The 25,885-nt window shown below is 39.8% G+C and carries 23 protein-coding genes; 16 read left to right on the forward strand and 7 right to left on the reverse strand.

The window, feature by feature from the left end:
• Positions 1-9 precede the first annotated feature (9 nt).
• The 3 genes from QNM16_RS01220 to QNM16_RS01230 all read left to right on the forward strand — a co-directional run bounded on the left by QNM16_RS01220 (position 10) and on the right by QNM16_RS01230 (position 2,132).
• Positions 10-513 (forward strand): hypothetical protein, encoded by a 504-nt coding sequence (locus tag QNM16_RS01220; protein ID WP_284018779.1) that lies wholly within the window; start codon positions 10-12, stop codon positions 511-513.
• Between the two features lie 98 nt (positions 514-611).
• The gene (locus tag QNM16_RS01225) at positions 612-1,145 is read left to right on the forward strand and encodes a hypothetical protein (protein WP_284018780.1); all 534 of its coding nucleotides are present in this window, start codon (positions 612-614) and stop codon (positions 1,143-1,145) included.
• Between the two features lie 129 nt (positions 1,146-1,274).
• Positions 1,275-2,132, forward strand: coding sequence for a hypothetical protein (locus QNM16_RS01230; RefSeq protein WP_284018781.1), 858 nt, complete (start codon positions 1,275-1,277; stop codon positions 2,130-2,132).
• 192 nt (positions 2,133-2,324) lie between these two features.
• Here QNM16_RS01230 and QNM16_RS01235 read toward each other — a convergent pair whose 3' ends face one another.
• Positions 2,325-3,638 carry a hypothetical protein gene (locus QNM16_RS01235; RefSeq protein WP_284018782.1) on the reverse strand — a complete coding sequence of 438 codons (1,314 nt, stop codon included), beginning with the start codon at positions 3,636-3,638 and terminating at the stop codon, positions 2,325-2,327.
• A 1,383-nt stretch (positions 3,639-5,021) separates the two neighbouring features.
• Here QNM16_RS01235 and QNM16_RS01240 point away from each other — a divergent pair.
• Positions 5,022-5,987: an autotransporter outer membrane beta-barrel domain-containing protein gene (locus QNM16_RS01240; protein ID WP_284018783.1), complete on the forward strand. Its 966-nt coding sequence runs from the start codon at positions 5,022-5,024 to the stop codon at positions 5,985-5,987.
• A gap of 125 nt (positions 5,988-6,112) precedes the next feature.
• A complete protein-coding gene (locus QNM16_RS01245; RefSeq protein WP_284018784.1) occupies positions 6,113-8,782 on the forward strand; it encodes a PKD domain-containing protein in 2,670 nt (889 codons plus the stop codon).
• 126 nt (positions 8,783-8,908) lie between these two features.
• Here the strand turns inward: QNM16_RS01245 and QNM16_RS01250 are convergent, their stop codons facing one another.
• Positions 8,909-9,379 carry a DMT family transporter gene (locus tag QNM16_RS01250; protein ID WP_284018785.1) on the reverse strand — a complete coding sequence of 157 codons (471 nt, stop codon included), beginning with the start codon at positions 9,377-9,379 and terminating at the stop codon, positions 8,909-8,911.
• A gap of 402 nt (positions 9,380-9,781) precedes the next feature.
• Between QNM16_RS01250 and QNM16_RS01255 the strand changes: the two genes are divergently transcribed.
• Both QNM16_RS01255 and QNM16_RS01260 read left to right on the forward strand, forming a co-directional pair.
• Entirely contained in the window at positions 9,782-10,519 is a 738-nt protein-coding gene (locus tag QNM16_RS01255; protein WP_284018786.1) for an SDR family NAD(P)-dependent oxidoreductase, read from the forward strand.
• A 408-nt stretch (positions 10,520-10,927) separates the two neighbouring features.
• Positions 10,928-11,464: a hypothetical protein gene (locus tag QNM16_RS01260; RefSeq protein WP_284018787.1), complete on the forward strand. Its 537-nt coding sequence runs from the start codon at positions 10,928-10,930 to the stop codon at positions 11,462-11,464.
• A 141-nt stretch (positions 11,465-11,605) separates the two neighbouring features.
• Here the strand turns inward: QNM16_RS01260 and QNM16_RS01265 are convergent, their stop codons facing one another.
• Positions 11,606-12,586: an ATP-grasp domain-containing protein gene (locus QNM16_RS01265; protein WP_284018788.1), complete on the reverse strand. Its 981-nt coding sequence runs from the start codon at positions 12,584-12,586 to the stop codon at positions 11,606-11,608.
• Complete coding sequence (locus tag QNM16_RS01270; protein WP_284018789.1) at positions 12,586-12,930, reverse strand: MaoP family protein; 345 nt, start codon at positions 12,928-12,930, stop codon at positions 12,586-12,588. Before QNM16_RS01270 ends, QNM16_RS01265 begins: the two co-directional genes overlap by 1 nt.
• A gap of 105 nt (positions 12,931-13,035) precedes the next feature.
• Between QNM16_RS01270 and QNM16_RS01275 the strand changes: the two genes are divergently transcribed.
• Positions 13,036-13,908 carry a LysR family transcriptional regulator gene (locus QNM16_RS01275; RefSeq protein WP_284018790.1) on the forward strand — a complete coding sequence of 291 codons (873 nt, stop codon included), beginning with the start codon at positions 13,036-13,038 and terminating at the stop codon, positions 13,906-13,908.
• A 121-nt stretch (positions 13,909-14,029) separates the two neighbouring features.
• On the forward strand, positions 14,030-14,536 hold the full coding sequence (locus QNM16_RS01280; protein WP_284018791.1) for a hypothetical protein: 507 nt from the start codon (positions 14,030-14,032) through the stop codon (positions 14,534-14,536).
• Here QNM16_RS01280 and QNM16_RS01285 read toward each other — a convergent pair whose 3' ends face one another.
• Positions 14,537-15,268 carry a spermidine synthase gene (locus tag QNM16_RS01285; RefSeq protein WP_284018792.1) on the reverse strand — a complete coding sequence of 244 codons (732 nt, stop codon included), beginning with the start codon at positions 15,266-15,268 and terminating at the stop codon, positions 14,537-14,539.
• A gap of 391 nt (positions 15,269-15,659) precedes the next feature.
• Positions 15,660-15,809 (reverse strand): hypothetical protein, encoded by a 150-nt coding sequence (locus QNM16_RS01290; protein WP_284018793.1) that lies wholly within the window; start codon positions 15,807-15,809, stop codon positions 15,660-15,662.
• 643 nt (positions 15,810-16,452) lie between these two features.
• Here QNM16_RS01290 and QNM16_RS01295 point away from each other — a divergent pair.
• The 7 genes from QNM16_RS01295 to QNM16_RS01325 all read left to right on the forward strand — a co-directional run bounded on the left by QNM16_RS01295 (position 16,453) and on the right by QNM16_RS01325 (position 24,013).
• Complete coding sequence (locus QNM16_RS01295) at positions 16,453-17,181, forward strand: substrate-binding periplasmic protein (RefSeq protein ID WP_284018794.1); 729 nt, start codon at positions 16,453-16,455, stop codon at positions 17,179-17,181.
• Positions 17,182-17,279: 98 nt separating this feature from the next.
• The gene (locus QNM16_RS01300; protein WP_284018795.1) at positions 17,280-18,788 is read left to right on the forward strand and encodes a PAS domain-containing sensor histidine kinase; all 1,509 of its coding nucleotides are present in this window, start codon (positions 17,280-17,282) and stop codon (positions 18,786-18,788) included.
• On the forward strand, positions 18,789-19,247 hold the full coding sequence (locus QNM16_RS01305; protein WP_284018796.1) for a response regulator: 459 nt from the start codon (positions 18,789-18,791) through the stop codon (positions 19,245-19,247).
• Positions 19,248-19,370: 123 nt separating this feature from the next.
• Positions 19,371-20,027: an ABC transporter ATP-binding protein gene (locus tag QNM16_RS01310; protein WP_284018797.1), complete on the forward strand. Its 657-nt coding sequence runs from the start codon at positions 19,371-19,373 to the stop codon at positions 20,025-20,027.
• Complete coding sequence (locus QNM16_RS01315) at positions 20,020-22,434, forward strand: ABC transporter permease (RefSeq protein ID WP_284018798.1); 2,415 nt, start codon at positions 20,020-20,022, stop codon at positions 22,432-22,434. Before QNM16_RS01310 ends, QNM16_RS01315 begins: the two co-directional genes overlap by 8 nt.
• A gap of 8 nt (positions 22,435-22,442) precedes the next feature.
• Positions 22,443-23,519, forward strand: a complete 1,077-nt coding sequence (locus QNM16_RS01320) for a lipocalin-like domain-containing protein (protein WP_284018799.1) — start codon at positions 22,443-22,445, stop codon at positions 23,517-23,519.
• A 158-nt stretch (positions 23,520-23,677) separates the two neighbouring features.
• Positions 23,678-24,013: a zinc ribbon domain-containing protein YjdM gene (locus QNM16_RS01325; protein ID WP_046357933.1), complete on the forward strand. Its 336-nt coding sequence runs from the start codon at positions 23,678-23,680 to the stop codon at positions 24,011-24,013.
• 41 nt (positions 24,014-24,054) lie between these two features.
• Here the strand turns inward: QNM16_RS01325 and QNM16_RS01330 are convergent, their stop codons facing one another.
• Positions 24,055-25,845, reverse strand: a complete 1,791-nt coding sequence (locus QNM16_RS01330; RefSeq protein ID WP_284018800.1) for a two-component system response regulator — start codon at positions 25,843-25,845, stop codon at positions 24,055-24,057.
• Between the last annotated feature and the right edge of the window lie 40 nt (positions 25,846-25,885).

Below are 25,885 nucleotides of genomic sequence, written 5' to 3' on the forward strand. Positions count from 1 at the left end.
GGAAGAATAGTGAAAATTCATAGATTGATTATTTTTTCATTGCTTATTTATAGTAGCTACTCTCAATCAACTGAGTTGAAAATATTAGAGTTCAAAAGATATGGAGCAACACCGAGTCTAGAGTTGGCTTTAGTTAAAAGTGAAGGTTATCAGGCTAAGGATACTTTCAAGGTATTAGAGTTCACTCGAAAGGAGTTTAGTCTCAGGCTTATTGGCCAATCGTCAGAAAAAACAAACAATGAGTTATTGGAATTTTACAAACAAAATTATAGCTCTGAATTAGTTGCAGCTAAGAAGTCTTCTGGTAATTTGCACAACCCAGCACTCCACCCTCTAATGAAAGCATATGATCAAGCGTTAAAATCAACAACGTTGTTTCAAGATATCAATATAGAGCTGTCAAAAAGGGGATATGTTGTTTCTGAAATCGACTTTGAAAAATTTTCTATGTATAACGGTGTTATATCTATTCCTGATACATATATTTCAGTGGTGAGTAAGCCTAACAAATAAATCAACACGGACTAATAAAGCTTGGCTTGGTTCGTGCTTCACCAATTATAGCCAAGCTTTATTAGTCCATTATTTGGGCGTTAGGCATCAAGGAAAGTATGGACGATAACATTAAGATCGGAGATTGGGTCAGAAGCTACGGTTCAGGAATATGGAGAGTTCACCGAATTCTAGAGCTCAATGATTTTGATATTCAAAGTCAAACTAACAAACCTAGAACTGTCATTTTCTCTTCACGCTTAGTAAACGACTCTTATAAGTGCTCCTTTTCAACAGAAAGCTGTGATTCAGCATTTGTTTATCATTTGGATTCAAACGAAAAAGAAGAATTGGATTCGTTTATGAAAAGCAACCCTGAGCTTGTTGCAAAGTTTTATGCTTACAAACCTAAGAGTATAGATGCAGTTTACAACGCCAACGTAAATATACCCGCATCAGGGAGTCAGGCTTACTTGGAAGAAGTACTATCTTCGTTCCAAGAGTTAAACTTAGAACAGTTATATAACCAGCTATTTGAATCTAAAATTGGCTCAAGTGGTGCAAAGGGGTGGACAGCTCAATTCGTATCAAGTAATCATGAGAGCCTTAATGGAAAATTGTTATATAGCTTTTCAAAGGTATTGGCATTTTGATGCCTAACAAAGCAAATTAAAAGTGCGGACAAAAACCAGTTGGCTTTGTTCGTGCCTTACAAATTTTAGCCAACTAATTTTTGCCGTTTATTTGCGGCGTTAGAGTTTTCGTTAGACATGGAGATACATATGAAAAAATCTACTGAAAAGCTTTTGGCTTATTTGTTTGGCGTAATATTCGTAATTGCTATTTTAGGTATCGCTATTTTTATACCAAGCCCAAAGCCCTTTCAATATGAAGTATTCAAAATTGTATTGGCTTTGGCAACAGCTGGTGTTGCAGCATTCATACCGGGATTTCTGAATGTACAAGTAGGAAGCTGGGTGAGAGCGGGAGGATCAATAGCGGTATTTGTAATTGTATTCTTCTTTAGCCCTGCAAAGTTAGCACTTGATGAACAACCAACTATCACTGCTGACGACATGCTCAAAGCTTATGAATTAGGCCGAAGCTTAGAATATGTTAAAGATGAAATTGATAATCACATCAGTTACAAAAACGGCACTGGTGAATTTGATGATATGGCAGATCTTATTTATACCAATGAAAAGATGGAAGCTATTAGGTACATGGAGTATTTGGGGTTTGATCGAAATGATGAGTTAGCAATGTTAAGAACAAGGACACTCTCTGAGTGGGAGGGGGTTAATGAGGCTTGGGAGCTAATATCACGCCTAGAAGGCTACTTGGAAAAAAAGTCAAAAACGTTGTTTTACCTCTTCAGGGCATCGTTTATCTCTGAACGAATCAATGCCACGATTCAAGAAAATCCTGATGAAAGTATATCTTCATGGAGCGAGGAGCTTCTAACATACTTAGAATGGTTGTCTAAAAATACACCTGAATTGAAAGAGCTAGAATACAAGTCTGTAATCAATAACACTGACAATGACATGCGCTATTTAGATGTTACTGAAAATCTTCTAGAAATTTTGCAAAACAACTCTAACAAATCAATGCAGCCGACCGCTGAAAGCGGCGGCTGATTAAAGCGTTATGAGCGACTTTATCTGGCACATAGCTGCCCCTCATCTTCTAACACGTTTATGTCCAAAAACGAGCTAGAGCGACAGTTTGCTTTTCGCTCATAGCAGACCTAATCAACTGTACGATTTGATCGAATCAATAAGTTAAAAATGTCAGATCAGATATGAGCTACTACAAATAAGTTTCAGAAACTAAAGCGTTTTATCTTTGTTTGCCACATTAAGTGTTTGAAAAAATGCATACGCATCAAACTTTGTGCTTTGAGATAACTGAGTCATTGAGTTTACCAGCTCGCTCGGTAAGTGTGATTGTATGCCATTTAAAAACGTTGCCACAGACGCCGGTTTACCTGATTCTATTTGTTGATTAAAACTCTGCCATGTATCAAATATATCTAGTTGTTTGTCTTCTTGTACAAGGACGTGATTGATTTCGTTTATAAGTACAAGCCCGCAATTATAATGTAATCGCGAGTTAGATTTTACAGCGCGGATGTAGTTGGGCTCTTGTTTTAACCCTTCAAGACAATGACGCTGTGCACTCAGTATTTTTTCAGATAACAAGCCAGTATTGTTTGCCACGTTTGCAGACGCGACCCCCGCTAAAAATTCAGCAGCGCCTTCATGTAGCCAAGCTTCTGATGGGTTTTCAATGTCAGATCCTTGCTTTTGATAAAGGTGTGCTACCTCATGGGCAAAAAACCAAAAAATGGAATTGCTATTCACTTTTTCAATGGCTTTTTCTCCATACCAATGCAGAAAAATTTGATCGGATAAGGTACCGCCTTGATGGCCATATCGACCGTCATTGGTTTCACTAAATGAAGCGAATAAAGCCGGTCTATAATCTAATGTGCCCATTTTATCTGCAAAGAAGTCCATCAATTTAGGCAAATCTTTTTCAATGTGCTTCTTTAAGGTGGGAGGTAAGCGGCCATCAATTAAACTGACAAAGTGGGTATCTTCAATGGGTGCTTGATGTCCAACATAGACCTTTTGACCACTGTCTTTGCCTACCCACTGCACGTAGCTTTTATGCACTTTGCCATCAACAATAATATGATTGCTAGGCGCTTTGATTACGATTGGCCATGCGTTAGCATTTTCAGCACAGATTGATGCGCAAGCAAAAAAACGTCCTGAATGAAGTAACATGCCTTCATCTGAAAATGGCGAGAATGGGGCATATTCCTTTGGTAATGGCGTATAGGTTGGTGTGAGTTTTACTGCGACCTGAGTGAACGGGCGGCCATCTTTTCTAATTATACTTTCTTCAGATTTGTTCTTATCAAAACTTATTAGATACTTTGGATTATCTGGTTGCCACCTTTTGACTCTGGAATTATCAGGGGTTCTCTTAAACACCAATTTTTCAACGGGCTTATCAATTTGATAAGTGACACGCCATGTATTGTCTGAATGTTTCTCAATGAGAGTAGTGACTTCTGCTGCGTATGATAAGGATGAGATAAAAGATAAAATAACAAAAATTATTTTATAAAACATTATGTAAACCTATCTATATTTTTATTGTTATAATTTCAGCATGAATTTATAACAAGGTATATTTATTTGTGCTGAACAGGTTTCTTTAAATAGACTTTCGAGGTGGGATTAGTTTTTATTTGATTTTTATTGACTAAATTATTTTATAATTAGTGTCATAAATTAATTACTCCGATATTTTTACTGGCCTTGGTCTGTCGAATAAATAGCCCTATGCCAGATCTACACCAATAGACTTTGCAGCAGTAAGTTGGGCTTTATTTTCTATCCCTTCATCTAGAATCTTACCGCCATATTGATAGACAGCTTTGAACACTTGCTTTAATTCACTGATGACCTGCTTATTTTTATATAATTGATCTATAATAAAAATTAAGATCTTGGCGACATCAGACTATGCAATTTTGATGGTCTCTAGCTCAAAGAAGCCACGTCATCAAGCCAAATTTGATAGCCAAGCTGACGTAAAGCGTCCATTTTTGTTTTTAAGGGCCCCCAATCCTCAACTGGCATATATTCTGTTAACTCTAGGCAAACATGCTTTGAGTGGGGATGATTAATCTGCACACTAAAGAGCCTTTTGGACGCAATATTGACAATCAGCATGCAGGGTTGTTGTACATGGCATAGCTTCTCATTGTGTTTTTAAGTGGGTGTTTAATTCATTACACAAGAGCAGGCTAATATAGGGAGCGGTATGGTTGTCTCCTAATTGGCTACTCTCAAACCATAATTCAGCTTGTTCGAAATTGTGTTCTACTAATGTCACATGTGTTTTGTTTTGCAGGTTGTTGGCAAATGTTCGCCAAATCTCCTTGCTGGTTTCCAGACCAAATCGATCAGTGACAAAATGCCACCTGCAAAGTTTGATCAAAATTTTTGTCAGCAAGGCATGCTCAAAAGTTTAAATAGTAATCATTTTGCTTATTTCATGTAAGTGTATCTTGCAGCCTTAAAAATAAATCGTGGGTGCATAATTACTCATGAATTAACTCGGAATATAATTACCCAATTAAATATTTATTCTGTTAACGGATACGTAAGGCTATTTACACATATCTACATGATGGGATTTTATATTATAAATGTTGCATATATGTTTGATAATTCTCTGGCTGGTTATGCTGCTGTAATGAAGATAATTTATATCCACTAATTTACCCTATCTATATGAAAATGTTTGAAAAAATACTTTTTTTTGTATTTAATGCGCGGCAATGGATATGGGCCATAAGTACAGGGATAGAGTTTTTGCTTTAAGTGGTATTTTTTTGATCGCAGCAAAACCGGTATGTCCAATATTCCTTTTACTTATTACTGCTCAGTCCCCTCTTAATTAATAAAACAACATGAATGTTGAATAAATGCTATTGGGAAACAGCAATGAAATACTCTCTCGCTTTGTTTGGATTATTTAGTAGTGTCGCAGTGAGTGCGGAATCCGCAGTGGATATCAAACCCCTTCCTTCTTTTAGTGAAATCAGACTTGGTTTTGAAACCATAAATTATAATGAGTCTTTGTCTGACGTGGCAGGGTTTGGTGAGCTTTCTCAGTCGGTGTCTGTGACGAACCCGACCATCAGGCAACTTTCATATACAGGCATAGATGAAAAGTGGGGATATTATATTGGTAGTGCTGCGACTATTGCTACGGCTATTGACTCAGAAACTTGGTCTTTAAAAGACTTTGGCGCTATTCAAAGCAATGACTTTAAAGTAAAAGCGAATGAAATAGCCTTTACAGGCGCTTACAACTATACCCCAGCTATGCAAATAACAATGGGTATGCGAATTTACACTTCAAGTTTTACGCGCTCGAACTTTAAGTTTGCTAACCCTGGTGCGACTAACTTTGACCTTGCTTTGCAGGCTTTGCCAAGGGACGAGCATGATCCAGTTGCTCGTTTTGATTTGCCTGGACAGGCAAAAGATGGTGATGATGTACTGCAAAACAATCCTTCTTCTATTGTTTCTGTGGTATCTGTTACCGAAGATCAAATGGGTGTACTTGCGTCTTTAGGTGCGCGATATGACAGTAAATTGTCAAAATCTTTCGAAAATTTGAGTTGGTATGCGGAAGGTGAACTAACGGTACCGGTTTATAGCCATGTGCAAAACACCAAATTTGAAACAACTTCTCTCACTGATAGCTTTAATGGCTGGGGTTTTATGGCCAGAGCGGGTGTGAGATATCAAGTTGCTGAACATATCGCATTAATGACTGGCATTGATACCTACTACAAAGAAAGAAGTGCGGTCTCAGAAGAAGTCAACGGGCGTAGATATCGCGTGCCAAATACTGAGTATTCAAACATCTCTATCACTGCTGGCTTGCAGTGGAGCTATTAATTTTTGAGTGAATTTTAGACTAGTCAATTCGGACTAAATTACACAGTTTATGGATGTGACTGCTGACTAGCATATGCTTGCCAGCAGCTGGAAAACAAAAAAACAATTTACATTAAGGAAGTAACATGCAATTGCATGCGTTTAGGAAATCTCTTTTAGCAACATTAATAACCTCTTCACTTTTAGTTGGCTGTGGTGGCAGCGACTCTGAATCTTCTGCTCAATCAAATGATAATGTTGCATCTGATTCAAATAATACTAGTAGCTCTGGTACAGATACTGGCAGTGCTGGATCGGGTAATACCGAGGGTAACACTGAGGGTAATACCGAGGGTAACACTGAGGGTAATACCGAGGGTAATACTGAGGGTAATACCGAGGATAATACTGAGGATAATACTGAGGGTAATACTGAGGGTAATACTGAGGATAATACTGAGGGTAATACTGAGGATAATACCGATCCTGATGTTGTGGTTGAGCCTACTGAGCCTGAGCTACCTAAAGATAATCAAGCTCCGGTTGTCGGTATTCATGGTGAAAGTGAGGCTTTGGAGCAAAAAGCATTTACGCTAACAGCAGAGGCAACAGATCCAGATGGCGATCAGATAACTTACACTTGGTCTCATGATTCTGAGCTTGCAATCTCTATGGAAGGTAGTGATGCGGCGACGTTGTCCGTAACTGTACCTGATATTGATAGAGACCATTTAGTTAACTTTACAGTTTCGGCAACTGATAGCAATGGCGCAATGACGCAAAGCTCAATTGCAGTGACTGTAAAACGTAAAGTATCCAGCGTAACAATTACTGGTCTTGTTACCGATAAGCCGATTGTTAATGCATTAGTAGAAGTGAGAGTCGGGGATGAATCTTTTACAACAACAGCAGATAGTCAAGGCGCATACTCTACGTTGATAGAAGTTGATGAGAGTCAAATAGATAAATTAGTGACCGTGTTTGCCAAAGGGGTTGATACACAGCAGAGTGTGAGTTTTGTATCACAGCTTAGCTCAATTCAGTCACTTATTGAGCAGGCTGGCGAAGACGCAACGCTTGATAGTTCAGAAAACTTTTCTGTAAATGTAACTAACGTTACTACAGCTGAGCATGTGCTTATGGCGTCGTTTGATGATTTACTTGAGTCTGATGAAGAGTATTTAGCAGCGCTTGCAAGTGTAGATGTTCAGAAAAAGATAGACTTGGCAACCCTAATTAAAGTGTTTGTAGACAATGATGATATTGATCTACCAGAAGGTGTAGAGTCAACGTTAGACCTAATTGATGATGACTTATCAATTGAACAAGCCCACAATATCATCACTGAAAAAGATCCAACGCTTTTTGAGAAAACAAAAGAAGAGCTTGAACAGGATAGTGATTTAATTGATCAAGATGTGGAATCACTTGCTGGTGCATTCATCTTACAATACTTACATAACTACGATAGTCCTGCGACGCACATTAATCTAACTGAAGATGGCAAAGGTCAACTTACTGCTATTAATACTGTATCAGTGGAGCATTGGGAGCAGACTGCAAATGCTGTTTCGATAGAGCTATCAAGTTCATTAGCAGCCCGTAAAGTCAATTCTGATGAAGGCATTGAATCCATTTATGTCAATACACTGAACTTAACTGTGTTAGGTGAAAATGATGCCTATAAGACAGTCGAAGTGGAGGAAATTGGCGATAAAGTTTTAGGTAACGGCCATAGGGTTGCTCACAATAACAAGTACATTACTAACTTAGTCTCTAAAAGTGATATGCCGTCAATTGATATAGAAGATTTGACACAAGGTAGGTGGTACTTAGATCGCTTCCAAAGTGATGAGAGCGAAGGTAACGAAGGTTATGGCATTTTCGAATTCTATGCGGATGGAAAAGTATTCGAAAACTTCCCTGACACAGAAGAGCGTGAAGAGCTAGCGTGGCGCATTGCAGATGATGGTGTGCTTGAACTAATGTACCCTAGAGATGACTCAGATGAAACCGGTACTGTGCGTTTCTGGTTTACGAAAGAAATCGCTGGTGGCTATGCCTTTGTATCATCAGATAATGAGCATCCAGATTATTCGCATACAGAATATGGTATCTTCATTCAAGAACAAACAATTGAACAAGAAATAGACTTTACAGGACGATGGACTGGGGAAGTTGGTAGAAATACAGAGAGTTTCGTGTTCGATTTATTTGAAAATGGTGCGCTGAATGTTAACTATGGTTCAAGCAGCTTCACTTGGGGTTCTAGTTTTGTTGAAACAGAAGGTCAAGCGCTAGACTTTACTCTAAACAGTACACCACAAACTGTTACTTGCACAGATGCAGAAAGCTTATGCTTAAATGTGGAAGGTTTGTCTCAGCGCGTACTTGTTGCCGAAGACGACATGGTTGTATTTGAAAGAGAGTTTACTGAAAACCACGTAAGTGGATATCAAGAAGAGAAAAGGGAACTTGTCATCTTAAAACAAGAAGGTGATATTGAATTAAATGGATTCAACAAAGAGTTCTTTAGCTACACGCGTACATACTTCCTTGACCCATCGATGCAACGTGAGGATGATCAGGTGATACTTGAACCGAGCATTGTTAATGGCGAGCGAGTATATACTTTAGGTATATTTGGTGAAACACACCAGATCACTCTTGTTGACGGTCAAATGCGTTTTAAACTAGATGATAAAGACTGGACTTTCGAGCTACTAGAGTACTCACAGCAAGGTATTACGGTATGTGAATATGAAGTTGGTCAATCGTGTGAAACTGAAATGACTTGGTTGTTCTCTAAACCATAATAAAGGTTTTCATACTTTTCTAATGTAACACGTTTATATCAAAAAAAATCAAAAGCGCGTTTTAAGTATTAAAATGCGCTTTTTTACTGCGTAGTAATTCTGGTCGTTTTTAAGCTTACCCGTCAACTAACTCTTTTGTGACTTGCTCAGTACAAGAAAAATGCCCGCAACCATTAAAATTAGTCCAGCTAGTCGTTTAATGTCTAATTTGAACTGTGTAACACCAAAAAATCCGAAGTGATCGATCAGCGTCATTGCAACTAGTTGTCCAAGCAACACAAATGTGATGGCATTGGCAATACCAAATCTTGGAGCCACCCAAGTAATAGTCAAAATATAAAACATGACGAAGCATCCACCGAGATAAAAATACCAAGGTGTATCTTTGGTAAAGAGTGATTTTGGTATGCCATTGCTACCAAATAAGTAGATAAGCGCGATACAAAAGCCCACAAATAATAAAATCGTTGCAGCAAGTGCGGTGTTTTGCAACTTATTACCTAAGCCACCATTTAAGGCTGCCATGACAGGGATCCCAAGTCCAGCCACAAACATGATAAGCGCGTATACAGTAATGCTATGTGAATTTTGCAACATATTAAAAGCCTTTCATTGGATTGTTCAATATAAGTGTTTGTTTTGGCTTTAATTCGGAGGTGGTTCTTAAGATAATTTGAGACATGTTCATTCCTTTAGAAAGCAAATCAATATTGATTATTGTCTTTGCATGTTAGATGTTCAACTAACTAATTCAGAATAAATTACTTAGCACTTTCTGTGTGACCTCTGCCAGCTTTCAGCGAGACACTGGCTCATTTTGATTTACGATTGTTATGACCATTTACTTGAGTTCGGGTATATGTTTGGATTACATCTGTATATAAAAAATTGCGTTAGCAAAATTTTAGAGGTGCAGGCTCGGTGCACCACAAATATGGTTTGTCGTTTTCACAAGAAAGTATTCAAAATCGATAAAAATAACAAGAATGGGAAACAACTATGTTGAAAAATGCGATTATCATTGGAGCGACATCAGGTATTGGTAGAGCGCTAGCAATTTATATGGCGCAACAAGGCTATGTATTGGGACTTACTGGTCGACGGGAAGCGCTACTGTCTTCATTACAACACGGTATACCATCAGAGACGTTTACAGCTGTGATGGACATCTCTAAACCACATGATGCGGCTGAGAAGTTTGAGCAACTACTAAATAAAATGCAACGTGTAGATATTGTGCTTATTAACGCTGGTACGGGGAGTTGTGAACCTGAGTTCCCACTGCGAGCTGAGCTAGATACTGTCGCGGTCAATGTCTCTGGTTTTACCGCGATTGCAAATTCAGCTTATCACTATTTTACAAAACAAGGCCACGGACATATCGCTGCAACCTCTTCGATTATGGCGCTGCGCGGTGGACCTTGCCCATCATACAATGCATCCAAAGCATATATGTCGAACTACTTAGAAGGATTATATTGCCGCGCCTACAGGGCTGGAATAGACATCAGTATCACAGATATTCGCCCAGGGTTTGTTGATACGCAGATGGCTAAAGGTGATGGTATTTTTTGGCTCGCGCCAGTGGAGAAAGCCGCTGTGCAAATCTTAAGGGCGATAGAGCAAAAAAAGCGGGTGGCTTATATTACAAAACGGTGGCGGTTAATTGCTATTTTGATGCAAGTTTTGCCGTTTAGGGCCTTTGTGAGGTTGGCGCTAGGCAAAAAAGGCAATTAAGATCAGGTCATTAAACTCAATTTTCTCGGTGAATGAACTGCCGTATCAGTCATTTATTTTAGGCATGTAATGTCTTGTAATGGTTATAAAGAGAAGCTCTCCTATAATTTTACATTCTTAAGCAACGAAGGATGAAGTCATGTCTTTTATTGCAATCCCAAGTAATTTACGCCCAATGTGAATAAGCCTATTTAAGTTTGGTAAAGACTTGCTGTGTAATCTAACAGTGCAGTTATCCGTTTTAGATTGGCGTTTTGAGTTTATTTTTAAAGGTGATTTTAGTTCTTGAAGTATTCTCATTTTATATGAGCACACGACAAGTACTGTAAGGGGATGTTGGTAGTTTTCACCACAAATTATACGGCATTGGTAATGATGGAATAGATATGAAAAGTCGGAGATATAAAAATGAGTTTAACATTTGAACAATTCAGGCTAGCAGTTCAAGGGGATGATGAACTTCTTAGATTCACGGAGAAAGAGGGAAAAGCGAGCAAAGTCACCTACGCGGGTGCCGAATATCGAGTTTGGGAGCCTACAACAGTTGATTTGTCTGGGCCATGTTACATATATTCTTTAATTTCCAAGGTCGATGTAGTTGTAACAGGAAGAGATGTTCATGCATCTGTAAAAATGGATTTTGACAGTAGGACAGGTAGGATACGAGGGATATTTGTTTCTAGTGGTAAAGGGGATGATGATGATCAACTAAAAGGGGTTAATGCTTCCTATTTTGTTGATGATCTTGATGCTGCAAATTTTGCTGATGACTTACCTGAGCTCGCTGCTGCAATAACTGTTTCGCAAATTGCGGCAAAAATAGTGGACTTATTTACCATGGATAACACAGGAGCTGTCGCAATGTTTCCACATATTATTGCAAACAAAGTTGTTGGCACCTACCTAGTGAGAGTACATAACAAACTTAACCAAAATTATCTGTAATTCAAAATAGCTCCCTTCTCAGCAGCGAGGTGAAATATCGTGGCTATTGCTATGGAAATTAATTTAGCAAAACAAAAAAGCGCAAAGACATATTAAGCCTTTGCGCTTTAACCACTCTCGCATCAATGGATGTTTACCAAATTAAGCTTCGGCTTTCGGTTGTGTTTTGGATGGACTTTTCTTTGCATCTACTTGCTTCGTATCCATAGGCATTTTGTCAAAAATACCAAGTCGAATACGAATAAAGTGGAAAATTTCTTTTGGTACATTAATATCCAATGCTGTTTCCAGCCCTTCAAAACCGGGAGAAGAGTTTGCTTCGCAAATCTTAAAGTGTTCTTGATCAAACAATAAATCAATACCCGCGACATCCAACCCCAACACATTAGCTGTTTGTGTTGCTAACCATTCAATTTCTGGTGTAATCGGGTGAGGGCGACCTTTAGCGCCTGCACTGACATTTGCTTTGAAGTTTTCACCATTGGAGTTACGCTCCATACAGGCAACAGCACGACCACCGATAGTGAAGATGCGCAGATCTCTGCCATGGCTGGCTTTCACAAATTGCTGCAAAATGATGTTGGCTTTAGGGTTGGTCGCCTCAATTAGCTGCATTAAGTCATCAAATTCGCCTTTTGACTTTGATAAAAATACACCGCTACCTTGGGAGCCAGATAGTGTTTTTACAACAACCGGAAAACCAATTTGCCTTTCAACCAAAGCAACATTTACCGGAAATTTAACCAGCATGGTGTCAGGCGTTGGCAAGTTTTTTTGTGCCAAAATTTGTTGGGCAAACAGTTTATCTTTAACTGTCTCAATGGAGTTTGAGCTGTTGACACAGTACACACCTAAGCGCTCTAAATGACGAATAATTGCCAATGCAAAATAGGTGGTGCCTGCGCCCATACGCGGTAACACGAAGTCTGGGAGTTCATGTTTTTTGCCATCAATGAGGATACTTTTTTCATCATCACGGGTGACTGTTAAATCAAATTGATCTGGAGAAAATACTTCGAGTTCGATGTTTTCTTCTTTAGCAACTTCAACAAGCCTATGGATCTCATAGGCTTCTTGTCGAAGTAAACTCGCATTTTCTTTGTAAATTATCCAGCCTCGCACTAATAACTTTCCTCTATTTCGTTATATGAATCTTGATTGTTTGATTTTGAAGTTGCGCTTAAAGTATGAATACTGCGCTTCTGCGTGAGTTTTTTGTATTTTTGCCAAAGCAACTCGACCCTAGTGTCGCTTTCTTTAACGCCATCTACAGTCTTTAAAAATTGCTCTTCCACTTGGTTGGCTGGTGCTTGCAACCTTTGCTCTAATGCAAATAACCTGCGTCCAACCTGCGTGAGTAATTCAGATTCTTGAATCGTAAAGTGCCCACTGCGATTAAATCCGTTTGGAAAATTGATATCATCATAGAAGTTGCTTGATTTTAAAAAGCCGTGTAATAGTTCCATAACGCTATGCTCTTGTTGACAAACAATAGTATTTTCACGGAGTATGCGGCGCATTCTAGTTTGTGTACAACAATATAATTTTATCGTAACGATAAGAGGAAACCGGTGGATATTGAGCTTATAAAAACCTTCTTAGAAGTGAAGGATAGTCGTCACTTTGGCAAGGCTGCGGAAAACTTATATTTAACGCAAGCTGCTGTAAGTTCTAGAATAAGACAGTTAGAGCAGTATTTTGGTGTGCAGTTATTTGTGCGAAATCGCAATAACATTCAACTGACTCCTGCCGGTGAAAGGTTAGTAAGTCATGCTGAAACCATGCTAAAAACACTGCGCATGGCTAAACAAGATGTGGCGTTGACTACAGAGCAATTAACGCAAATTAGTTTGGCGGGGACGCCTAACACTTGGGATACCTATATACATGATGCCATCTCAAAAATTTATGCAAGGCATCCTAATTTAAGCTTGGTGGCTGAAATTCAATCTCGCGAGCAAATTACGCGTCATCTTCTTGAACGAACGCTCGATGTGGCGATTTTGTTCGATCCTCCCAAAGTAGACGAGCTTAAACTTGAGCACCTTCACACATTTGAGTTGGTACCTGTGTCTACGTTTTCTGCAGAGGTCGAAAATCCAGAAGAAGTAAAACGCTATATCATGGTTGATTGGGGAACTAACTTTAATAGTTGGCATGCAAAAGCATTAAAAGATATCGCAACGCCATCTGTTCGCACGAGTACTGCGAGAATTGCACTTGATCTGATTTTACAATGTGGAGGAAGCACTTATTTACCTGATGTGATTGTAGAGTCCTATATCGAGCAAAAGATGTTGTATCGCTTGGATGATTTACCTACATTCTCTAGAGAACTATTTGTTGCCTATCATAAAGAGAATGAAAACGCCGATAAGCTTCATGAGATCCGAAAAATGCTAGGAAAAGAAGAACCTGAAGCACCGTCGATCTTAACGCCTTAGCTACTGTAACAGCTCTGAGAAAAAACAAATGTACAATTTTCTCTGTTAGGCTTGTCAATCTTTGATAAATGGCTAAGATCCTGCGTTTGAATTGCCTTTAAACCTAACCGCTGAGCACAAGATGCCAAAATCGAGAACCAGTCAGTTGATTTACACTGTTGCATTAAATAGAGCTTTTTTATTATTTCCATTAGTTTTGATTTGTTTGCTAGTGACCAATATTACCGTAGAAGATTTACGTTTTTTATTTGGCCATATGGATGAACATGGTTATCAAAACATCATAGATAATGAAGCGACGATCACGATTTTACTGATTGGTTTTGGCGCAGTAATGGATGGTCGTAAAATCCTTTCAAAACGAGCTTGGGACAGTAAGCAAGATCCAAGTTTGGAGCAGCATAAACTATTGAATGAAACCTCCGAGTATTACGGGTTTATGCTCATTGTGATCGGTATTTCGATTGAGATAGTTGACCAGCTAGCAAGTTATATGCGTAACTTTCAGATTGAGTTACTCATGTTTGAAGCATGGTTCAGCATTGTATTGAATATAGTCGCAATTGGCGTGATGCTTAAAGCCGCTTATAAAATTGCAGTCATAGATAAGCAAGCACACCAGCTGTAGTTAGTCATCGAGCAAGTATTTTAGACCACCGATTTTGCTGGTGGTTAAAAATGCTTGCTGCTGCCAAATTGGACTAAGAGTTTGGTTTGTTTTGCCTATCACCCAAACAATATTGGCAAATTGTGCCGCCTTAAAGCCATAAATGGTTGTCTCAGGAAATGTTTCGGTTAACACATCTGACAGCTTACTTATTTGTGCGCGCTCGGTCAGTACCGTGTTAAGTGCTAACCACCCTTGGTTAGTAAGTAGGCGCTTTAAGTTTTGGTAAAAATCGGGGGCGAAAATAAACGGTAGTAGTGTTGTTGAGTCGAATATATCAACCTGTATCAAGTCAAATACCGTGAGCTCTTGTTGTTTAACAAACTCATAAGCATCTGTGCAGTGTATCGGATTGTCACTGTTATCAGGGTTAAAAAACTGCTTATATAGGTCTATTATTTGCTGGCTTTTTTCTACCGTTTCTACATGTGCTTCAGGGAATTTGTCATTGAGAAAGCGCAGCAATCCACCTCCGCCCAACCCAAGTTCGAGTATCCGAGTGGTTTCTACGAGCTCATAGGTTGGAATAGCCATAAATAACATATGGGGAAACACTAAGCTGTTGGGTTCTGACAAAGACATGGCAGATTGCATAATGCCATCAATGCTAAACCAACGCATAGTGTCATTTTCAAAAATTTGGACCCTTCGACCTTTCTCTTCTTCATCTAAAAGGGGAGTGGGTTCGAGCATATCACTCATAAAATTAGTAGTAAAAAATTCAGATAGTTCAGTGTAATGTTTTAATTTATTTTTGTCATATAAACCATATATATTGCCTTTACACTTATTGGAAATAGGCCGTAAAAACCGAGAAATATACCAATTGAATTTTTATTCATTAATAAAAGAATATTGTGTTGTAACCGTTCCCTAAATTTAGAACAGATAGCAAATTATCCGCGCAACTTTCAAGATTAACTATGGATGCTTGAAGTGTGATTCAGTGTTGCTTTGAGTATTATTACTGCTGGTATGATGGACTATGTTGAATGTAAAGCATGGTGTCAGTATAAAAAGTCTATGGTTAAATAAGTGCGAAATAGCATGTAACGTTGTTGTCACATGCTTATTATTGGTTAGCTTAGTTTGAAATGTTGCAATATGCCTTGCTCAATTCTTTAAACCAACTGGATGTGAATCCTGCGCCACCAATTTGTATTGTTGCTTTGCTATCCAAAGTTTGTTGTTCAGAAAGGTTTATTATTTTCTTTTTTTTCAATTGTAATTTCATATATCTTTCCCTAAATCCAATACTAAAAGTGTGTAAAAAATTAACTTTTTACACACATAGCGTACCATTTTAGTGTTGGTTATCAATGCATTTTTATCAATTACTTGCCTTTTAGGTATTTAGTGTGAGCAGTCATCGAATAGTCAGAGTTATTATTTTTTAATTTGCCACGGAGCTGCTTTACGCAGGTAAAGCTCATTAATTTTTCAGATTTGAGAATATCTACCAATAAAAGGTGCGTACTTTTTGGCTGAGGTAAATTTGCAAAAAGCAAAAGCCTCTTCACGGTGAATTACATTTTTTCGGTGAGGTAAGGTCAAATAATAGAGGGGTTGTGCTGGCATAGCAGTTTGAATAATGTCATGTATTTTAATCACTGAAAAGGTTGATTTTTACCTATCATAAAACTTGTTATTTTGGGGGCGCTGTAAAGTTAATGTTGCAAAGAACTATGCAACTTTTTCTTCAAATCTTATCAGAGTGAAAGTATAGGATACAGTGGGGTGTTATTTTATGTTTGTTATTAATTGCTTAATGAAATTGTTTATTCTTTTTTTATTGATCTTTCATTTGAAAAAAGTCACACTCGGCAAATCTTACAGCAAAATTAAAAATCATGTTACATCGTTTTCTAGCAGTGGTAATGACAGCCTTTTTAGGGAGCTTTTGTTTATTTGCAAAGGCAGATGTAGTCAGGTTTATTGCGGAAGATTTACCTCCATATCATTTCTTGAATGAGCAAGGTAAAGCTGATGGTGTTTTGGTTGAAATTGCTAAGGCACTCAAAGCTCACAGTGGGCTGGAAGCGAAATTTGATATATTGCCCATGGCTAGAGCACATCATGAACTGCAAACAAAATCAGACGTTGTGATGTTAGCTTGGCTGAAAACACCAAGCAGGGCCAAAAACTACCAATTTTTAGGGGTTATGTGTCAGACTTCAGCGTCGTTAATGGGCTTGAAAAGTAATATAATTTCACTATCTTCCCTTGAGCAAGCAAAGCAATATCGGGTGAGCACAATTAGAGGCTACTATAGTGAGCAATACCTCAAAAAAGCTGGCTTTTCTGAAGAGCACGATCTTGTTTTAGCATCGCATTATAAAAGTATGTGGCACATGTTATATCGGGGTCGTACGGATTTTGTTTTAACAAATACCAGAACTTTACAGCGTGAGCTAGACGAGTTAGGGCTTGATCCGGCATTACTAGAAAGTAAACTGACCCTACATGACTTTCCTTCAGAGTTGCACCTTGCAGCCAATTTACAGTTTCCTAAATCACAAGCTAGGAAAATTCAAGACTCTCTTAAAGCGATTAAGTTGTCTGGGCGTTATGATGAGATTGTTCGTAAATGGCGGTTGCTAGACTAGTCTCATCCTAGGGACTGATAATTAAAGAATAATCAGCGCGTGAGCACTTAGTTGACTACACTTTATTAACAAGCTCAACGTCAGGAAACGTTTAAAGCGTGACAAAATTAGGTGAGTTACAGTTAGACACTGTAATGGATGGGGTCATCGATGGAATTATTATGACCAATAGGCAGGGAGAAATCCTAAGCTTTAATGCTGCTGCGACACAAATATTTGGCTACAGCAAAGAGGAAGTATTAGGAAAAGAGATCACTTTTCTTATTCTTCAATCTGAGCAGGAAAAGTATTTTAAATATTTATATAATATCACGGACGAAAAGATTGCAGTTTTATACAGAAAGCCATGCCGTACTGGCATAGAGCTGATTGCCCTCAAAAAAGACTTCACTGAATTCCCCTTGGAGCTTTCTCTGAGCGTATTACCTTGCAACGATATTGTGCTTTGTACAGTAAGAGATATATCAGAGCGCAAGCAAGCTGACTTGTCGATAAAGTCCTATGTAGAACATATAGAAACCATTATGGATACGGTTTTAGATGGCCTCATTACCATAGATATGAAAGGGGTGATCCACGGCTTTAATAGCGCAGCTGAAAATATCTTTGGTTACAGTGCCAGAGATGTGATTGGACGAAACGTTAAAATGCTCATGCCTGAGCCTTATCAATCTGAACATGACTCATATTTAGATAACTATCATGCCACTGGAGATAAAAAAATTATTGGTATTGGGAGAGAGATAACCGGAAGGCGTAAAAGTGGTTATTTATTTCCGTTGGAGCTTGGTGTCAATGAAATGACTGTTCAAGGTAAAACTATGTTTGTGGGGACCGTACGAGATATATCTGAGCGAAAAGCAGCCGAATCAGCCATCGATTCTTACATTAGAAAACTCCAGATCAGCAACTCAGAGCTTGATCAATTTGCTTATATTGCGTCTCACGATTTAAAGGAGCCCCTAAGAGGGCTTGCGAACAATGCGCTTTTTTTAGAGGAAGATCATGCGGACACGTTAGACAGTGAAGGGTTGAGGAGAATTTCAAGAATTCGTTTTTTGTGTACGCGAATGGAAAAATTGGTAGACAGTTTACTGTATTACTCACGGCTGGGACGCCAAGATTTAGCGGTTGAGGAGGTGGATTTAAACGCATTAATAGACAATGTTGCGGAATTGACTTTACCAGAGGAAACAACACAAAGCGTTGATTTAGTGATCCCAGCACCACTGCCACATATTACCTGCGACAAGCCGCGCGTATCTGAGTTATTTCGTAATCTCATTTCTAACGCGGTTAAATATAATCAGTCCGCACGTAAACAAATAGAAATCGGTGTAAAAGCGAGTATAAATCCACATACTCAGGTGTTGGAGCAGCAAGTATTTTATGTCAAAGACAATGGTATTGGGATAGATACCTGTTTTTTTGAAGATATTTTTAGAATTTTCAAACGACTTAACGAAGAGGATGATGCAGTTCGTGGTACAGGCGTAGGCCTGACGTTTGTTAAAAAGATTATTGAAAGGCACAGTGGACATATTTGGGTCGAATCGGAACTTGGCCAAGGCAGTTGTTTTAACTTTACCTTAAAGCTAGGAGACTGAATGATGGATAAAGATTTAGGCCTGATTTTACTGGTTGATGATAACCCTGATGATTTTGAGGCGATACTGAGAAGTTTGCGAAAAAGCCACTTTATGAATCCAATTCAATGGTGTCAATCGGGTCAAGATGCAAAAGATTATTTATATAAAAGCGGAAAGTACAGCTCACATGAGCATTTAAAACGACCGGTATTGGCATTGGTTGATTTAAATATGCCGGGCTTGGATGGTAGGCAGCTTTTGAGAGATCTTAAAGCTGATCCAAAAATGTGCTCAATCCCAATTGTGGTATTAACAACGTCGAGTGATCCTCAGGATATTGAATCTTGTTACGCCCTGGGCGCGGCGTCTTACATTCAAAAGCCCGTTGAATTTGATGATTTAGCAAACGCCTTTAAAGTTCTGAAAGACTACTGGTTTAATGTTGCATTATTGCCTTCTATCGATGGGTATGATTAGAAGCTGTAATCGTTAAATTTTTCAAAAAGTTATCTATATCATGTTACAAATAAAACAGTGAGTCTGACTAGATCAACCATGCCTTTGGAAGCATAATGAGTACGTTATTATCTTGAGGCTGATATGATCCAATTAAAAGATGTCGTATTTTCCAGAGCCGATGGTGAAGCCCAAAGGCGCATTATCGATAAGGTGTCTGTGACTATCCACGATGCACAACAGGTCGCATTAGTGGGGGACAGTGGTTCAGGTAAAACCACGTTATTAAATCTACTTGCAGGTCTATTGGTACCAGACAGTGGAGAAATTAATGTCAATGGTACCGTTATATCCGAATTAGATGAAAACCAATTGGCTCGCTATCGACGCCAAATCGGTGTCATATTCCAGCATTACCAATTATTAGAAGCACTCAATATCGCTGATAATATCACTTTTCAAGCGCGCCTAAATGGGTTACAAGTGACAAAACCTGCGTTAACAGCGCTTGCAACTCGGCTAGGCATTGCACATAAACTGTCGGCTTTTCCCAGTGAACTCAGTGGCGGGGAGCAGCAGCGGGTAGGCATAGCCAGAGCCATAATCAATCAGCCAAAGGTTATTTTAGCTGATGAACCGACTGGTAATCTTGATAGTGAACGAAGTCAAGAAGTACTCGAACTGCTTCAAGCCTTATGTAAAGAGCACGAAATTAACTTAATTATGGTCACCCATAGCGAAAGGTTGGCTGTGCAATTTGAGAGACAAATAAGGCTAAAAAGCGGACAGTTATATGACTGAATTTAAGCTAATCTTCTTTGCTTTTTGCCAGTTTTATATGCGACATAAAGGTCTGCTTATATTATTTGTGCTCGGCTTTAGTCTAGGCACCGCTTTGATCAGTGCTATTTTTGGCCTTAACTTGGAAGCCTCTAAACGTTATTCAAATAGCAGTGCATTATTGGCAGTGCCAGTAACCCACTTTATCAAACCTAACCTTGGCACCGAGCGCTTACCTGTGACTGTGAGGCAGCAGCTATCACGGCAAACCGAGACGCAATTTGAAGTGGTGCTTGAAGGCCGAGTACAGCTTGAGAGTGGCAAATGGCTCAATATTAGAGGGGTGAATTTATTACACTGGATTTCGCAATCAGGGGCGGGCAAAAAAGAGGCTAATTATAATGAGGTAGGAAGCCAAGCAAGCCCACTATTCGACACGATTTATTTGGACCCAAAGTTAATTGCAAGACTGGATGCTAATAGACTCGATTTGAGTGGAGTGAGTTATGCTGTTTCACCTATTGAAGGCTTGGGCTTTCAAGCACTGATGGACATCAGTTTGGCAGATAAATTGCTCAATGCGCAAGGTGAAGTGAGCTATCTAGAAGTATTTAATTTAGATGATGCTGCTGAGCATGTTTTGACTGAATTATTAACAGGGCAAGCCCGAGTTGAGCGGGCGGATGCTCAAGCGTTCGATACACTCTCAGGGCCGTTTTTCTTTAACTTACAGGCCTTAGCGCTACTAGGTTATATAGTCGGGGCATTTTTAAGCTTTAACGCCATCAAATTGGCCTTTTCCTCTCGTGCCGCTCAACTCAAGCAGCTATATTTATTAGGTTGCCAGCCAATTAAACTAAAGCAAGCCATGTTCATCGAACTTGGCACTTTAGGACTGTTATGTGCTTATTTTGGTGCGCTACTTGGCGTGACGCTTGCCAATATTCTAGTGGTTGATGTGACTCAAGTGCTTCGCAGTTTCTATCAATTGGATAGAAGTTTAACCGTTGAGTTGGACTGGACCATGGTGGCATTAGGGTTTGCGCTTAATACGGCTGTTTTGTCGATCTTTTTCTTATCGAATCGTTTGTCTGAGATGATAAAGCATAAGTTGGTTTTTTGGTTGTGCTTAGCTGCGCTTTGCGTTGGCGCTGTATTACTTGCCTTGCTAGCGCAAAGTAAGCTGGTGGCCTTACTACTTTGCGCGGTGATCTTGCTGATTTTCTTTTGTATCACGCCAGGCATTATCTCGAAGGTATTCTCTTGTCAGTGGCCGACGAACTCTGTACTGGTTTTATGGCTCAAAGCAGATAGTCAGGGTCAGATTAAATCGCTGTTGAGCGCGGTACTCGCGACATTAATGGCCATGGGCGCAGCCATCGGTATGTTGGTGATGGTGAAAAGCTTTAGCCAGACCTTGGATGGTCATTTAGAAAATCGTCTCAGTGCCGACCTTTATGTGCGCCCGGCAATCGTGTCGAGCAGCATGCATCATACTCTTGAACAAATGACAGAGATTGAACGTGTCGGAGTTTATTGGCAGGCTCGCAGTGAGGTTATTCGTGAACAAGATGCAGTACCTATAAAACTGCTTAGTTTTGGACGCGATGCGCATTTGCACCAGCAGGTGAAATTACTGGGCGGGAAAGCAGTCACAAGTGACCACTTGTCCAGTAAAACTGGCGCTATCGCCCCGTGCTTAGTGAATGAACCTGGGTGGCGAATATATGGTTTAGATGTCGCTCAGGTTGTGCAAGTTCAGCAGGGCAATAAGCAGTTCAGCTGCCAAATTACGGGCATTTTTTACGATTACGGAGAGCAAGAGGCAACACTACTTACCACAACCGGTGTGATTGAAAGCAGTGACTTTAATTATCAAGCGTTTGGTTTTTCTTTGACCTTAGCGCCTGATGTAGATATCAACGATATGACCAAGTACTTGGTAGAAGAGCTGTCCATAGACAGCACTCAAATAAGCATTAATAAAGTATTTAAACAGTACGCAAAACAGCTGTTTGAGAATACTTTTAGTGTTACTCACGCCCTAAACCTGTTCATCATGTTAATTGCACTATTTGGCGTATGGGTGAGCTTTTTAACACTGGGTAGGCAGCAGCTTCAGCAAATGGCGACATTACAGACTTTAGGTGTAACGCGAGCGCAGTTATTGGCTGCCAAACTAGGCCAAACCTTAATTATATTGCTTGTCACCATCGCCTTGGCGATCCCATTAGGTATTCTTTTAGGCTGGGTGTTGTTGACATACGTGATGCCACTGGCATTTGGTTGGAGTATGGCCATGGTACTTGATTGGTGGGGGATATTGGCTTTTAGCTTAGTAGTGCTGGTACTTGCCATGATAGTAGGAACATTGCCAATGTTGCGGCTATTAAAGCGAAATATTGCAGACAGTGTGGCCCAGTTGTAGAGAAGTAAATGAAAATTCAAACGATAGTTCAATTATATGTGTGGCTCTGTATCACCAGCTTATTGCAAGGGTGTAGCGAACCTGCCCAAAAGCCAGCATCAATCCATCCATTTTCGATGCAAAGTGGCGACCCTGTGAGTGCAGGTAATGTATTAACTTTTCCAGAAGATCATGGCGCACATCCTGCTCAGGGGATCGAATGGTGGTACGTTACTGCAAACCTTAAAAGTGACAGCGGTCAAGATTTTGGTGTGCAATGGACCTTATTTCGCGTAAGCCGACCTGAACTGTCTGCGGACCCAACAGGGCCTTGGTGGGATGGGCAATTTTATTTTGCACATTTTGCTGTGCAAACCGACACACAACATGTCGCTTTTGAAAAATCAGGTCGTGCATCAGATGTGATTATTCAAGCATCGCCTTTTGAGGCAAGGCTGAAAAACTGGTCGATGCAAAGTACTGAGGACACCTTTTTGCCGTTGAGTTTAAATGCCAGTCAAGATGGTTATCGTGTTGCGCTTAACATGGATAATAGCCCCAGAGTACTGCATGGTGAACACGGTTTTAGCCAAAAAACGCAAGATGGCCATGCGTCCATGTATTACAGCTATCCATTTTTAGAGGTCAGTGGCGAGCTCGTTTTTGACCAAAAAGTGCATAAGGTGTCGGGTCGAGCTTGGCTAGATAGAGAGTGGTCCGCTGCATTTATCAATCCGAATCAAGCTGGGTGGGATTGGTTTAGTTTGCAGGGCGAGGGTCCTCAAGACGGCGGCTTGATGGCATTTTGTATTCATGCTGCTGATAAAGGGTATGAATACTGTAGTGCAACCTCTATTGACCCCGATGGTAAGACGCGTGCATTTGGAAACGAGCAAGTAGAGCTGGTAGCAACCAAGCGCATAGAGTTGGAAGACGTGACTTACCCAATAGCATGGCAACTCTCTGTAGATAGTTTTGAACCTATTGAAATAAAAGCAGTAAATGCAGATTCGAGAAATAAACTCAGCATACCTTATTGGGAAGGTCGCGTAACGAGCTCAGGCGGTTACAGTGGTACAGGGTATGGCGAGCTGGTCGGGTATTAATGAATATGTGCAGCAAATCTGCTCGCCTTTTAGTTTGACCAATATCATTAAAAAGCGTGTTTTAGCCTAAAAAATTGCATATTGCGGGGATTTTTCCTCGCGATGTTGGCGTCTAGGGATTATCATGCCCACAAAGAAAGTTATATAGGCAGTAAAATATGTCGTGCCCTCCATGTCCAAAGTGTAATTCTGAGTATGTATATCAAGATCAAAGTCAGTTGATCTGTCCTGAGTGTGCATATGAGTGGGACCCGTCTGAGGTAGAAGAAGATGATACACCGCAAGTCAAAGATGCCAACGGTACCTTGCTTGTGGATGGTGACAAAGTCACTGTAGTAAAAGACCTGAAAATTAAAGGTAGCTCACAAGTGATTAAGATTGGCACCAAAGCTTTGGTAAGACGTGTTCTAGATAAAAAAGACCACGAACTTGATTGCAAAGTAGATGGTGTAGGCGAAATGATGGTGACAGCAAAGTTTGTGAAAAAAGCCTAAATACATTATTAAAGAGCGCAGCTTTGCGCTCTTTGCACAGTTTATAAATTGTTATTCTTATCACTTGGCTGCTTAAGTGGTAATTCACTGTTTACCACAGATAGATGCCCCGAGCTTCTTTGCTCATCTTCAAGTAACTGTTTTACTTTTTGCTCCGTCATGGGCTGATAAAACAAATACCCTTGCAAATAATGGATATTCAGCTCATTACAGGCTGAGGTTTGTGGTGCGGTCTCTACGCCTTCGGCGACCATTTTAAAATCAAGTTTGGAGAGCATGTAAGCCAAACCTTTGAGCATATCATGGTTGGTTGAGTCCGGGTGTGAGATGCTTTGAATGATTGAGCGATCAATTTTAACTATGTTGATAGGTGACTTCAGTAAATGAGGAAGTGATGAAAAACCAGTGCCAAAATCGTCTAGCGCTAGATTCACCCCATGCTCTGACAACGTGGTTAAAGTTTCATTGATGATAGAGCAATCTTTTAATAAGGCTGACTCGGTGAGCTCTAGGACCAATTTATCTGCTGGAATATTCAATTGACTCAGTGCGTCAATCACCATATATGAGAAGCCTCCAGTAGCAAGTTGATTTGCAGAGACATTTATCGCCAGCTTGAAGTCATAGCGGTCTGTTTTTAGCATATCGGCAAATTGTCCAAGGGCTGATTCTAGCACCCATTTACCGATTGATTGGATCAGGTCTGTTTCTTCAGCAATGGGAATAAATTCATTAGGCAATTGCGTCGTATGTGCAAAAGGCCAGCGGATTAAGGCTTCTATGATCTCAATTTTTTCTGTTTTACTGCTGATGATGGGTTGGTAGTTGAGTTGAAAGTCTTGATTAAACGCTGCTTGCCTGAGCTCAGATTCCACCTTGTATTTGAGTAAAAAAGTCTCTTGTACATTATCTTGAAAAATCTCAATATGCTCGCCATGTTGACGCTTGGCGCGATACATGGCGATATCAGCAAGTTTAATTAAATCTTGTGCGTGTTCAGCGTTAATAGGAGCCAAAGCAATGCCAATACTCGCTGTACAGTGAATGGCATGCCCATCTAACTCAAAAGGGATTTCAAATGTACTTAAAATGCGCTTAGCAATGACTTTGGCTTGTGAAATACTGGTGAGCTCACCACAGGCAAAAGCAAATTCGTCACCACCTAAGCGTGCCAATAACTCGTTCTCTCGCAGGATCTCTTTAATTCTGCCCGCAACGGCTATCAGCAGTCTGTCGCCAGCATCGTGACCAAAATGGTCATTAATGTGTTTAAATTTATCTAAATCCAGCATCATCACCGCGACGATTTCTTCATTTCTTCTTGTACGGGACACTAGCAGGCGATTGAGCACTTCTTCAAAGTGAAAGCGGTTGTGCAGCCCTGTGAGGGTATCTTTTTCGGCTAAATCTTTAATATGTTGATAGCTATCATGGAGTTGCTGCTCAAGCTCATGACGTTTTCTTGCTTGCAAGATAGAGCGTGCAAGTTGTGAGCTGGTGATCTCATGTTTGAGTAAAAAGTCTTGCGCTCCGGCATTGATGCAATCTAGAACGAGCTGTTGATCATAAAGGTTACTGATCATCACAATGGCGGTATGCTTGAGGTGGCTGTCACCGCGCAGTTCAATGATGGCTTCGACACCATTGACTAAAGGCATATTAAAATCGAGCAAAATGACATCAAACTGCATGTCTTGGATTAATTGATAGGCTTCTACTAGGCTAGTTGCCTCTACGATATCGTAATGCTGTTGCTCGCCAGAGAGTGTTTTAATGACGGTTTTTCTGTCAATGGCGTCATCATCAACGACAAGTAACTTAGTATAAGTCATAAATATCTTTTCCCTGTTCAGTCCCTAACCAAATACAAAT

It is taken from the genome of Pseudoalteromonas umbrosa, from assembly GCF_030125375.1.
GTDB classification, from domain to species: domain Bacteria; phylum Pseudomonadota; class Gammaproteobacteria; order Enterobacterales; family Alteromonadaceae; genus Pseudoalteromonas; species Pseudoalteromonas umbrosa.